11 protein-coding genes are annotated in these 12347 nt (G+C 62.1%); 1 reads left to right on the forward strand and 10 read right to left on the reverse strand.

Annotated features, from left to right (window positions below):
• Window positions 1-3 precede the first annotated feature (3 nt).
• The 4 genes from ribD to ACR3EL_RS09990 form a co-directional block, all read right to left on the reverse strand.
• On the reverse strand, window positions 4-1104 hold the full coding sequence (gene ribD, locus ACR3EL_RS09975; protein ID WP_480721435.1) for a bifunctional diaminohydroxyphosphoribosylaminopyrimidine deaminase/5-amino-6-(5-phosphoribosylamino)uracil reductase RibD: 1101 nt from the start codon (window positions 1102-1104) through the stop codon (window positions 4-6).
• Window positions 1101-1571 carry a transcriptional regulator NrdR gene (nrdR, locus tag ACR3EL_RS09980; RefSeq protein ID WP_039534475.1) on the reverse strand — a complete coding sequence of 157 codons (471 nt, stop codon included), beginning with the start codon at window positions 1569-1571 and terminating at the stop codon, window positions 1101-1103. Before nrdR ends, ribD begins: the two co-directional genes overlap by 4 nt.
• Before the next feature lie 120 nt (window positions 1572-1691).
• Window positions 1692-2105 (reverse strand): secondary thiamine-phosphate synthase enzyme YjbQ, encoded by a 414-nt coding sequence (locus ACR3EL_RS09985; protein ID WP_170339147.1) that lies wholly within the window; start codon window positions 2103-2105, stop codon window positions 1692-1694.
• Between the two features lie 22 nt (window positions 2106-2127).
• Entirely contained in the window at window positions 2128-2529 is a 402-nt protein-coding gene (locus ACR3EL_RS09990; RefSeq protein ID WP_093961755.1) for a hypothetical protein, read from the reverse strand.
• Between the two features lie 325 nt (window positions 2530-2854).
• Here ACR3EL_RS09990 and ACR3EL_RS09995 point away from each other — a divergent pair, with 325 nt between their 5' ends.
• Entirely contained in the window at window positions 2855-3961 is a 1107-nt protein-coding gene (locus tag ACR3EL_RS09995; protein WP_480721438.1) for a helix-turn-helix domain-containing protein, read from the forward strand.
• Window positions 3962-4147: 186 nt separating this feature from the next.
• Here the strand turns inward: ACR3EL_RS09995 and rpoD are convergent, their stop codons facing one another.
• From rpoD to ACR3EL_RS10025, 6 genes are all read right to left on the reverse strand, one after another.
• A complete protein-coding gene (gene rpoD / locus ACR3EL_RS10000; RefSeq protein WP_170357505.1) occupies window positions 4148-6136 on the reverse strand; it encodes an RNA polymerase sigma factor RpoD in 1989 nt (662 codons plus the stop codon).
• A gap of 114 nt (window positions 6137-6250) precedes the next feature.
• Window positions 6251-8203 carry a DNA primase gene (gene dnaG, locus ACR3EL_RS10005; RefSeq protein ID WP_170339152.1) on the reverse strand — a complete coding sequence of 651 codons (1953 nt, stop codon included), beginning with the start codon at window positions 8201-8203 and terminating at the stop codon, window positions 6251-6253.
• Between the two features lie 80 nt (window positions 8204-8283).
• Entirely contained in the window at window positions 8284-8580 is a 297-nt protein-coding gene (locus ACR3EL_RS10010) for a hypothetical protein (protein ID WP_170357503.1), read from the reverse strand.
• 33 nt (window positions 8581-8613) lie between these two features.
• Window positions 8614-9159 (reverse strand): sarcosine oxidase subunit gamma, encoded by a 546-nt coding sequence (locus tag ACR3EL_RS10015; protein WP_170339156.1) that lies wholly within the window; start codon window positions 9157-9159, stop codon window positions 8614-8616.
• The gene (locus ACR3EL_RS10020; protein ID WP_480721441.1) at window positions 9152-12085 is read right to left on the reverse strand and encodes a sarcosine oxidase subunit alpha family protein; all 2934 of its coding nucleotides are present in this window, start codon (window positions 12083-12085) and stop codon (window positions 9152-9154) included. The genes ACR3EL_RS10015 and ACR3EL_RS10020 overlap by 8 nt, the downstream gene beginning before the upstream one ends.
• Window positions 12082-12345, reverse strand: coding sequence for a sarcosine oxidase subunit delta (locus tag ACR3EL_RS10025; protein WP_170339159.1), 264 nt, complete (start codon window positions 12343-12345; stop codon window positions 12082-12084). Before ACR3EL_RS10025 ends, ACR3EL_RS10020 begins: the two co-directional genes overlap by 4 nt.
• Between the last annotated feature and the right edge of the window lie 2 nt (window positions 12346-12347).

Genomic DNA, 12347 nt, shown 5'->3' on the forward strand with positions numbered 1-12347 from the left:
CCGCTAGCCGACCGGCCTGCGCCAGACATGCAGGACATCGCCACCCAAGTCCCGGGTTTCGACCAGCGAAAAGCGGGGCGCGTCCCCCAATTCCTCAAGCCCCATGGCGCCAATGGCGGGCAAGCCCTCGGCTCCGATGGCCAAGCCCGCGCTGAAACCGACCAGCTCGTCGACCAGATCATTTGCCAGCAGGGACGCAGCCAGAGCCGAGCCCCCCTCGCAGAATACCCGGGTCAGACCGGCCTGCCCCAATTGGTGCAGCATGTCTGCGGCGTCGATCCGGTGATCCTGCAAAGCGCAGGATATCAGCCGCGCGCCCAGTCCCTGCCACGCCGCGGCACGCTCGGGATCGGGCGACGGGCCATGGCACAGCCAAACGGGAATATCAGAGGCGGTTCGGGCCAATTGGCTGAGCAAAGGCAATTCAAGGTGACGTGAAACCACGACACGCACGGGCTGCCGGTCGATACCCAGATCACGAACCGTCAGCGAAGGATCGTCGGCCCGCGCGGTGCCCGCGCCGACCATCACCGCATCGTGCTGCGCCCGCATGGCATGCACCGCCCGGCGGGCCTCGGGGCCGGTGATCCACTTGCTCTGCCCGGTCTCGGTTGCGATTCGTCCATCAAAGCTGCTGGCAAGTTTCAGCGTCACGAACGGTCGGCCTTGCTCGGTCTTCATGAAAAAGCCCGCGTGGTCCATTGCCGCCAGATCGCTCAGAACCCCGGTCGTGACCTCAATCCCGGCATCGCGCAACATGGCAAAACCCTGCCCCGCGACGCGCGGATCGCTGTCCTCGATCGCCGAAACCACACGGGCCACTCCGGCGTCGATCAACGCCTGAGCACAAGGTGGCGTCTTGCCGTGATGCGAACATGGCTCCAGCGAAACATAAGCCGTCGCGCCACGCGCTTGTTCGCTGGCCTCGGCCAGAGCCTCGGTTTCCGCATGAGGGCGACCGCCGGGCTGCGTCCACCCGCGCCCGACGATCCGGCCGTTTTTCACCAGAACACATCCGACCGCGGGGTTGGGCCAGCAAGATCCTTGTCCGCGCCGCCCCAAGGACAGGGCCAGCGCCATGTATCGCTTGTCTGTTTCGGTCACTCGTCAGTCGATGGCTGCGGCGGGCGCAGTTCGTGGACGAACTCCTCGAAATCATCGGCCGCCTGGAAATTCTTGTATACGCTCGCAAAGCGAACATAGGCGACGGTGTCGATCCGCGCCAGAGCTTCCATGACGATCTCGCCGATCTTGTTGGAGGGAATGTCGGTCTCACCCATGCTTTCCAGGCGCCGCACGATGCCGGATATCATCTGGTCGATGCGGTCCGGATCAATCGGGCGCTTCTGCATCGAAATACGGATTGACCGTTCCAGTTTGTCCCGGTCGAAATCCTCGCGTTTGCCATTTGTCTTGATGACCACAAGGTCGCGCAACTGGACCCGCTCATAGGTGGTGAAACGGCCCCCGCATGCGGGGCAGAACCGACGCCTGCGGATGGCCACGTGATCTTCTGCCGGACGCGAGTCCTTGACCTGAGTATCGATATTTCCGCAAAACGGGCAGCGCATCCGCCGTCTCCTCGTCCCTTGTTCCGCCTCTTTTTGTCAGCGCTGTGGCCGACTTATCCACAACTATAGGGCAGCCGCTAGAGTTTGGGTAGTCGGAAATTTCAACCGCTATATGCAGGGTCACCCAAAATGCGCCGCAACTCGGCGAACGTGGGGCGCGGTCCGGTGTTCGAACAGGTAGATACCCTGCCATGTTCCCAAGGCAGGGCGCCCACTTAAGACCGGGACCGAAAGAGAGACCGGCATCATCGCCGCCTTGATATGGGCCGGCATGTCATCGGGCCCCTCATACGTATGTTTCAGATAAGACATCGATGGATGATCTGAGGGCGGAACCAGCCGCGAGAAAAATGCCTGCAGGTCCGTCTGAACTTCGGGATCCGCGTTTTCCTGTATCAACAGTGAACAGGATGTGTGGCGGACGAACAGCGTCAGCAATCCGTCGGCCACACTTGCGGACAGCCAGTCACGGATGTCGGAGGTGAACTCGTACAGCCCCTGCCCTCGGGTTTCGATGGTGAATTCGGCCTGCATCAACCGGGTGGCCCTGTTCGCGTCAGTTGAAGAAGGGGCGCACGTTGCATCGGGCGTTCGCACCTTGGACCGACATGCTGTAGCCCGGTTGAAATCCCGAAACCACTACGCTGGGTTGCTGTGGCACGCCGCCTGTCGGCGGTTTTATGGAAAACTGCACAGCGGTCCGACGCCCGGTTGTCACACTGGGCCCATAGCCGCGCAAAACGTAAATCCGCTGCTGCCAGCCGGCCCCCAGTTTGCGCCGAGCAAAATCCGCCGCTGCGCACCAATACCCATCAACGTCCTGCCGGGCACGAGGGATGACCTCAAAATCGGTGCTGTTCATCGGCTCGGTCCGGTACCCGTTCGGGGCGGCATCAGTCTCGACCGGAGCGGCTGCAACCATTGCCGCAACCGCAGCGCATGTCAGAATATGTTTCATTGCAAATATCTTCCCTGATTTCGACACGCATCATAGCCTAGTTTTCCACCAAGCCCAGAACAGCGCCGTTCACGATGATTTCAGGAACGGTGCGCATGCGAATGGTGCCTTGCGTCTTTGGAATCGGGACATGCGTTCAATGTGTGCCGGGGAGCCACAGATCGGTTGGTGTGACCAAATCCTTCGGCTCTGCCCGATCCCCACGGGACTGACCCGGCACGCGGCTGATCTATGACGGCCGTACCACGGAGTCTTTCTTTGCCCGGCCACGTCTTTGTGATCTGAAGCCATTTCCGGCGTAAATACTTGCGCCGTGTCTGAACCTGTGTGGGAACTGTCACCTCACAAAAACTATGCAAATGACAAAATTCGCTACATAATCCGGCCAATTCAGTGGGTTCCGGAGCGTGGCATGCAAGTCGATATCGCCAGAATTCAGTTGCTGGCGTCCGCGTTGCAGGCGCAGGCAGGGAATACTGATACGGTCGTTCGTGTCCTCGCCAAAAGCGGGCTGAGTGCGCAAGACCTCGCGCCGCCTGCAAAGCTGTACAGCGCCCACAGCGAGGCATTGTTCGCCCGCCACGCTTGCGATGAACTCAACGACATCCTGTTCGGCGCGCGAACGGGTTTGCAGTTCAGTGCAACCTCCAGCCTGACGGCATATATCAGCAAGTATTCCCGGGATCTGCGGCAGGTTCTGGAGAACGCCAACCACTTCCACCGGCTGATTGATCCTGCCATCGCCGTGAGGCTGCACGAGTCCGGCAATTCGGCAACCATCGAGGCCAGGTGGAAGGACCCAAGCTTTTCGCGGTACCACCGGCGAACCGAGTTCCTCATGTTTGCCTGCATTGCCCGCCTGCGTGCTCTCACGGGGATCCCGATCCAACCGATCGAACTGCGGTTTCAGCACAAGGTCGGCGCGCTAGAGGAAGACTATTCGAAACTCGGCAGATTCCCGGTGGTGTTTGGCACAGAAAAGCTGGAGATCATTTTGCCGCAATCAACGCTCGACGTGCCCGTCCCGACCTACGACCCCAGCTTGCGACAACACCTGATGGAATATGGTGACCGTCTGCTGCATGAAAACAGTGACGAAAAACAGACTCTACGGTCGCGGGTCGAAGGGCGGATCACCCAATCGCTTCCCGGGGCCATCGCCCGCGCCGAACAGGTTGCCAAGGATCTGGGCATGAGCCCGCGGACATTCGGTCGACGCCTGACCGAGGAAGGCACCAGCTTTCGCGAAATTGTCGACGACCTGCGCTGCGACCTCGCCAGAACGTTTCTGAAGAACGACATGGGCCTTTCTGAGATCTCGTACAGCCTTGGCTACGCAGACCAAGCGGCATTTTCGACTGCCTTCAAACGCTGGACCGGGCAATCTCCCAGCGCGTTCAAGGATCAGTCCCGGCGCAGAAAGCTTGCCTGACAAGCGGCCGGGGGTCATCAGCGTTGCCGCCTCGCCCCGACCTGTCCCATGAGTGGACACAAGCGATATGGACCGCGAAGGCTCAGACCACTTGCGAATTCCCGCCAAATTGAATTCACGTTTGGCCGTCGTGAACCAAACCGCAGCTCAAATGAAAAAGGCGCCTCGATCGAGACGCCTTTTTGATCACTGATCCAGGAAGGACCGCAGCTTTCGGCTTCGGCTGGGATGTTTCAGCTTGCGCAGCGCCTTGGCTTCGATCTGCCGGATACGTTCGCGCGTCACGCTGAACTGCTGACCGACCTCTTCCAGCGTGTGGTCGGTGTTCATGCCGATGCCGAAACGCATCCGCAGAACCCGCTCTTCGCGCGGGGTAAGCGAGGCCAGTACCCGCGTGGTGGTTTCCTTGAGGTTTTCCTGAATGGCGCTGTCCAGCGGCAGCACGGCATTCTTGTCCTCGATGAAATCACCCAGCTGGCTGTCTTCCTCGTCGCCGATCGGGGTTTCCAGAGAGATCGGCTCCTTGGCGATCTTCATCACCTTGCGGACCTTTTCCAGCGGCATCTGCAACTTTTCGGCCAGTTCTTCCGGCGTCGGCTCGCGACCGATTTCGTGCAGCATCTGGCGGCCAGTCCGCACCAGCTTGTTGATCGTCTCGATCATGTGCACCGGAATACGGATGGTGCGCGCCTGATCCGCGATCGAGCGCGTGATCGCCTGACGGATCCACCAGGTCGCATAGGTCGAGAACTTGTAGCCACGGCGGTATTCGAACTTGTCCACCGCCTTCATCAGGCCGATGTTGCCTTCCTGAATGAGATCAAGGAATTGCAGGCCGCGGTTCGTGTATTTCTTGGCGATCGAGATCACCAGCCGCAGGTTGGCTTCGACCATTTCCTTCTTGGCCTGACGTGCCTCTTTCTCGCCCTTCTGAACCTGCTGGACGATGCGGCGGAATTCGCTGATGTCCAGACCGACATACTGGCCGATCTGCGCCATGTCGTTGCGAAGTTCCTCGACCTTGTCCGACGAGCGTTCGATGAACATCTGCCAGCCGCGACCCGGCTTTTGGGCCATGTCGGACAGCCAGTTGGGATCAAGTTCACGACCGCGATACTCGTCAATGAACTCACGGCGGTTGATGCGGGCCTGGTCGGCCAGCTTCACCATGGCACTGTCCAGCGACATCACCCTTTTGTTGATGCCGTACAACTGATCGATCAGGGCTTCGATCCGGTTGTTGTGCAGATGCAGGCCATTCACCAATTCAACGATCTCGGCGCGCAGCTTTTGATAGGTCTGCTCATCCTTGTCGCTGAACGACCCATCCTCGTTCAGAGTTGCCGAGATCCGGCTGTCCTGCATCTCCGAGAGCTTTGCGAAATCCGTCGAGATCCGCTCAAGCTGAGTCAGAACCTGATCTTTCAGTGCCGCTTCCATCGCGGCCAAAGACATGTTCGCCTGATCGTCTTCATCATCGTCATCGTCGTTGGCAATCGGGTTGCCGTCGGCATCCAGTTCGGGACCCGTGTCCTTGGCGGGCTTGGCGGCCGTGACAGCCGAAGTATCCACCACCGGCTCTTCTACGTCGCCATCCTCGTCCATCTGATTGCCGAACGTCGCTTCCAGATCGATGACATCGCGCAGCAGGATGTCCTCGGACAACAGTTCGTCATGCCAGATCGAGATCGCCTGGAAGGTCAGCGGGCTTTCGCAAAGCCCGAGGATCATGGTGTTGCGACCGGCTTCGATCCGTTTCGCGATGGCGATTTCGCCCTCGCGGCTCAGCAGTTCTACCGACCCCATCTCGCGCAGATACATGCGCACCGGGTCATCGGTCCGGTCCAGCTTTTCGGTTTGCGCACCGGCCAGCGCAACCTCACGGTTACTGTCGGTGGTGACCAGATCGGTCGAGCCCTTCTGCTCTTCCTCTTCGGCCTCTTCGTCTTCGATGATGTTGATGCCCATCTCGGACAGCATCGACATCACGTCCTCGATCTGTTCCGAACTGACCTGATCCGGCGGCAGGACCTGGTTGAGCTGATCGTAAGTGATGTAGCCTTTCTCGCGAGCCTCGGCGATCATCTTCTTGACCTGGGCCTGGCTCATGTCCAGCGAGATTTCCTGTTCCTGGTCGTCGGACTTCCGTTCCTCGTTGGTATCCTTGGCGGCCATTCAGTGCTCCTGCAGGGATGGGTGATTCGATGGAACCGAATCATTAGCGCGTAGAAGTGATTCGGCCACCCGTTTACCCGTTTTTCTTTTCCAGTGCTTTATGAAAACACCACTTCAGCGGCGTTTCCGCTCGAACTTGATGCCGGACATGATCGCCTGAAACGCGTCTTTCTCGTCACGATTGATTCGCGCCCCGTTGTCAGCAATGTCGAAAACGGCCCTGTCCTCGTTCTGGCTGCGGCTTGCGCGGTTGCGTTCTTCGGCGGCCTGGGCCAACCGGAACGTTAACGCTTCATCCGCCAGATCGGACAACTCCTCTTCGGCTTCGGCAATCTCGGCATCCAGCCCCCGGAGCGCTTTGATTTTTGCGAGTTCCTCGGCCAGAGTCATCTGTGCCTTTTCGACGTCGCCCGGTTTGTGCACACAGGGGATTACAGCGACATGGCGAAGGGCTAGCAGGTTTTCAAGAGGGGCCGGCCCCAAAGACTGAACAATATGCTCTTTCAGGTTGTCGGGATCGTCGATCGCGTGCCGCAGGATTGCATCGCGCAGGGCCGCGTGATCGGTGTTCAGGCATTCCATCTCTTCCAGTTGGTGCTCGAATTGAATGACGACCTCGGGGTTCAGGATTGCAATCGCAAGGATTGCCGCTTCACGCAGCTGGATATCCGCATTCTCCGAGGACGCAAGGAACGAGGCCCGCGCATCCGGAGTTGCCGACGGTTTTGGCGGTTGCCATTTGCCTTTCGGCTGCCAGTTTCGAGCCCCTGCCCCTTGCCGCTGCGGGCGGAAAAGTTGCCAGCGGAGATCCTTGATTTCCTGTCCGTAGTGCGACCGGATCGAAGGATCGCGGATCAACTGGATCTTTTCGCGCAGCGCCTTGTCCAGGGCCGCCTTGCGCTCGGGGCTGTCGAACACTTTGCCCTCGGTCTCGCGCCGCCACAAAAGCCGCACCATCGGAATGGCCGCGTCCAGCACCGCCTGAACCGCCTCCGGGCCTTCGGCGCGCAGCAGATCGTCGGGATCCTTGCTCTCGGGCATCAGGGCGAACCGCAGAGACTTGCCGGCCACCAGCAGGGGCAGCGCCAGGTCGATGGCCCGCATCGCCGCGCGCAGGCCGGCAGTGTCGCCATCCAGCGCGATGATCGGCTCATCGGCGATGCGCCACAGCATGTGCAACTGGTGTTCGGTGATCGCGGTGCCCAGCGGCGCGACGGCGGCGCCGAAGCCTGCCTCGGACAGGGCGATCACATCCATATAGCCCTCGGCCACGATCAGCGGTTGCCCCTTGCCCGCCGCCTGACGGGCCGGTCCGTGGTTGTACAGGCTTCGCCCCTTGTCGAACAGCGCGGTCTCGGGCGAGTTCAGATATTTGGCGTTGTCGTTGGGGTCCATCGCCCGCCCGCCGAACGCGATGCACCGGCCGCGCGGATCGCGGATCGGGAACATGATGCGGTTGCGGAAGGTGTCATAGGGCTTTTTGCCCTTGTTCGACGGCTTGGCCAGACCGGCGCCCAGGATCAGGTCCTCGGTCACGTTCTTGCCGCGCAGATGGTCCCACAACGCCTGCCAGCCGTCGGGTGCAAACCCGATTTCCCAGCGTTCCAACGCCTGAGCGTCCAGACCGCGGCGGTCCAGATAGGCGCGCGCCTCGGCCCCTGCCCCGGTCTTGAGTTGCAGGCGGAAGAACTGCACCGCCTGCTCCATGACATCGGCCAATTGCGCCCGATGGTCCTGCTTTTCCTGCGCCTTGGGATCGCGCGCGGGCATCGGCAATCCGGCCTCGCGCGCCAGAATTTCGACAGCTTCCATGAACGAGACGTTCTCGGTTTCCTTCACGAAGCTGATCGCGTCGCCCTTGGCATGGCACCCGAAGCAGTAATAGAACCCCTTTTGGTCATCCACATGGAACGAGGCCGTCTTTTCGTGATGGAACGGGCATGGCGCCCACATGTCGCCCTTGCCCGGATTGGACTTGCGGTTGTCCCACATGACCTTGCGCCCGACGACCTGAGACAGGCTCAGACGGGTGCGCAGCTCATCCAGAAATCCAGGGGGCAATGACATGCTTCATACATGGCAGAAACCAGGCCGCCCGCCAAGGGCACGGCAGGCCTTTGTCCACAGCCAATTCGCGGCCCTGTGGATTACTGCTGCAGGCACAGCTCCATCCAGGCGGCACCGAGGTCTTTTTTGCGGATATCGCGCATCTTCTGCTCATAGACCCACGGGGTGATCAACGGGATTGCGGCGTTGTAGTTCTCGGGCCAGGTCGGGCCGGCCTCGGCCACCGCTTCAGGAACGTCCCGTTCTTTCACGCGATCAAGACGGGCTTTTTGAACCGCCGCCACAACGTCTGCTTGATAGCGGCAGCTTTGTTCCTTGGTTTCAGCGGCAGCCAGCGGTGTGGCAAGCAGAGTGGCGGCAAGTGCGATGCGCAGCATAAGGTCCCCTTGGAATCAGTTCTTTGCAACAGTCTAACCGCGTGCTGCCACACCTTCCATTGCCCTCTGCAGATCATGAACCAACGATGTGGCCATCGACCGGAACACCATGATCTGAAAGGCTTTCTCGCTAACCCGAGTGATCGACGCGGTCATGTGGAACAGGAGCGTGCGCGCCGTATGTCCGCGCTTGAAGTTCTGCGGGCGCAGATCAACGGGAACCAGACGGGCCAGAACATCCTCGGCCCCGTCGCCCTCAAGCCGCACCACGGCCCAGGCATCAGACTGGTCGACGACCGCGGCATAGGCGGACAGCGAAGGATCTGGTGCGGGGCCGATCAGCATGACCTGACCCGGGCCGAACCAGATGGCCCGCGCGCCCGACTTCCCGGTGGCGCGGTTTGGGGCCGGCAGCGCCATGCCATGCGCCGCCTTCATCGCCTCGGACAGTGCTTTGGTCTGCCCTTGAAAGGCCGAAACCGCATGTATCGCGCCCGGGTCGACCTCGGTGACCGAGACCGTTCCGATGATCAGCGGCAGCAGCCCGTCACACGGGGTCTGAGCAATCAGCTTATCCACGCAAACGCTCTCCCTCTGAATCAAAGAACACCGGGTCCGTCACCTCACACAGCGTGGTCACGCCGCGCAGGTGATCGACCATCTTGACGATCTCGCCATGACGGTCGGGGCCATCGGCCAGAAACGCCAGCCCCAGCATGCTGCCCAGCGTTGGCGAATAGCAGACCGAGGTCACATAGCCCTGATCGTTGGTGCGTACCGGCGCGTCCTCTTCGTTGTACAGATGCGCACCTGCCAGCAACTGGCGGCTTTCCCCGATGGGTTTGAGCCCGACCAACCGCTCGCGCCCCGGCGCCTCAAGCCCTGGGCGTTCGGACATAGTTTTGCCGATGCAGTCCTTTTTCTGCGACACCATCCGCCCCATCCCGATGTCATAGGCCGTGGTCCGCCCGTGGATTTCGGCATGGGTGATGAACCCCTTCTCGATCCGGAGGACGTTCAGCGCCTCCATCCCATACAGGCCGCCGCCCAGCGCCTCGGCTCGTTGGGTCAGAATGTCGAACAAACTGGCCCCATACCGCGCAGGCACGGCGATTTCATAGGCGTGTTCACCCGAGAACGAGATCCGGAACAGACGCCCCGGCACTCCCAGAACCGAAACCGGCCCGCAGGCCATGAACGGCCACGCAGCATCATCCAGCGGGGTGTCGAGCACGCCGTTCAGCACCTCGCGCGATTTGGGGCCGGCCACGGCGAATTGCGCCCATTGTTCCGTCACTGAAACCAGTGTCACGTCCCAATCGGGCCGCAGACCTTGGCGCACGAATTCCAGATGTTTCATCACGTCGCCCGCGGCGGCGGTCGTGGTGGTCATCAGGAAATGACTGTCACCCAAACGCGCGGTGGTGCCGTCATCCATGACGAACCCGTCCTCGCGCAGCATCAGCCCATAGCGCACGCGCCCGACCTTCAGCGTCGAAAACGTGTTGGTATAGACGAAATCCAGAAACTGCGCGGCGTCGTGCCCCTGAATGTCGATCTTGCCCAGCGTCGAGACATCGCACACGCCGACCGCCGTGCGCACCATCTGCACTTCACGGTCGCAGGATTGGCGCCATGTGGTCTCGCCCGGCTGCGGGAAATAGCTGGGCCGGTACCACAGCCCGGCCTCGACCATCGGCGCTCCGCGCGCCACCGACGCCTTGTGCGAGGTGGTGAAGCGCTGTGGCTTGAACCCCGCCCCCTCGGCCCCCGCGCCCAGCGCGGCAATGGCGATCGGGGCGTAAGGCGGGCGGAAGGTGGTGGTTCCGGTCTCGGGGATCGCGCGCCCGGTGGCATCCGCCAGCACGGCCAGCGCCGCGACATTCGAGTTCTTGCCCTGATCGGTGGCCATGCCCTGCGTGGTATAACGCTTCATGTGCTCGACCGAGCGGAAATTCTCGGTCGCGGCCTGCTTGACGTCCTTGACGGTCACGTCGTTCTGGAAATCCAGCCACGCGCGCCCCTTGCCCGGCACCGCCCACAGTTGCGCGATTTCATAGGGCTGATCCTCGGCCGGCGGCGGCTCGGGCTTGGGCGACTTGAGGCCCAGATCACCCAGCGCCTCGGTCGCAGCCGAAATACCCTCGCGCAGACAGGCGGCGGTGGAGAACGCGCCGTTGCAGGCCCCGGCCGTGCGCATCCCGGGCACGGCGCCTGGCGTGGGCACGAAGGCGGCAATGTCACGCCGCCAAGTCGGTCGACCGTTCATGTGGCAGGTCAGGTTGACCGAGGGGTTCCATCCGCCAGTCATCGCCAGGCAATCGGTCTGAATGCGCTCTTCTCCGCTGGCGCGGCGCACAGTGATCGACTCCAGCCCTTTGCGCCCCGAACTGCCACAGACCTGCGCCCCGCGCAGCACCGGATAGTCGGTCGACACCGGCCCGTCATGGCGGCTGTCGATCACGGCGGCAACGTGGACCCCAGCCGCCAACAGGTCGCGGGCCGTCCGGTGAATGTCATCGGTGTTGCCGAAGACTGTGACACTCTGGCCGGCGGCGACGCCCCAGCGGTTCAGATAGGCCCGCACGGCCCCGGCGGTCATGATACCGGGCCGGTCATTGTTGCGAAACGCCACCGGGCGTTCCAGCGCCCCGGCCGCCAGAACCGAGCGGCGGGCGGCGATCCTCCAATAGGTTTCCAGCGGCGCATCGGCGGGACGGTCGCCCGTATGGTGCAAGACCCGTTCGAGCGCGGCAAAGGTGCCTTGATCGTAGGCACCCGCCACGGTCGTGCGGGTCATCAGCCGCACGTTCTCCATCGCCCGCAGTTCGGCCAGAACCTCGTCTACCCAGACGTGACCCGGCTTGCCATCCACCTCGAGCCTCTCGGCCAGCAGACGCCCGCCCATCTGGTTGCTTTCGTCGGCCAGAATGACATCCGCCCCGGCCCGGCCCGCCGTCAGGGCGGCCATCAAACCCGCCGGGCCAGCCCCGATCACCAGCAGGTCGCAGAAGGCATAGGCGCTTTCATATGTGTCGGTGTTGGCCTGCCCGGACAGCGCGCCCAACCCTGCGGCGCGGCGGATCATCGGTTCGTACAGCTTCTCCCAGAAGCTGCGGGGCCACATGAAGGTCTTGTAGTAGAAACCCGCCCCCAGGAAGGGCGCGGCCAGATCGTTCACCGCCATCACGTCGAAATTCAGGCTGGGCCAGCGGTTCTGGCTGCGCGCCTCGAGGCCCGGATAGATCTCTTGCATCGTGGCCCGGACATTGGGGTCCTGCGCGGGGCCTCGGCCGATGGTGACCAGCGCGTTCGGCTCTTCGCTGCCGGCGGTCAGGACGCCGCGCGGGCGATGATACTTGAACGACCGCCCCATCAAGCGCTCGCCATTGGCCAACAGCGCCGAGGCCAGCGTGTCGCCCTGAAAGCCCGAATACCGGATGCCGTCAAAGGAAAATTCGACCGGTGTGCCGCGGTCGATCAGCCCCCTGTCCGCGACCCTCATCGCTTGCCCCCGGACGCAGGTTCGGTCGCCGAAATTTCGTGGGTCAGCGTGTTTCGGGTCACGACGATCCATGCGCCGCAGCCGCCCTCGTGATACCACAGATCCCGCGTCTCGCCCGCCGGGTTGTCGCGCAGATAGACGAAATCACCCCAAGCCTCCGGCCCGGCATCCGGGGCGGGCCGGTCCAGATCGACGGCGGCCCCGCGATAGTAGAACTCGCGGCGGTCACGCTCGCCGCAATACGGACAGGTGATCCTCATGG

This window comes from Ruegeria sp. BJ3, assembly GCF_056535665.1.

Excerpts from the sequence above, each read along its gene's own strand:
- nrdR (WP_039534475.1), bottom strand. The coding sequence starts at position 1,571 with ATGCGCTGCCCGTTTTGCGGAAATATCGATACTCAGGTCAAGGACTCG.
- ACR3EL_RS09985 (WP_170339147.1), bottom strand. The coding sequence starts at position 2,105 with ATGCAGGCCGAATTCACCATCGAAACCCGAGGGCAGGGGCTGTACGAG.
- ACR3EL_RS09990 (WP_093961755.1), bottom strand. The coding sequence starts at position 2,529 with ATGAAACATATTCTGACATGCGCTGCGGTTGCGGCAATGGTTGCAGCC.
- rpoD (WP_170357505.1), bottom strand. The coding sequence starts at position 6,136 with ATGGCCGCCAAGGATACCAACGAGGAACGGAAGTCCGACGACCAGGAA.
- dnaG (WP_170339152.1), bottom strand. The coding sequence starts at position 8,203 with ATGTCATTGCCCCCTGGATTTCTGGATGAGCTGCGCACCCGTCTGAGC.
- ACR3EL_RS10010 (WP_170357503.1), bottom strand. The coding sequence starts at position 8,580 with ATGCTGCGCATCGCACTTGCCGCCACTCTGCTTGCCACACCGCTGGCT.
- ACR3EL_RS10020 (WP_480721441.1), bottom strand. The coding sequence starts at position 12,085 with ATGAGGGTCGCGGACAGGGGGCTGATCGACCGCGGCACACCGGTCGAA.
- ACR3EL_RS10025 (WP_170339159.1), bottom strand. The coding sequence starts at position 12,345 with ATGAGGATCACCTGTCCGTATTGCGGCGAGCGTGACCGCCGCGAGTTC.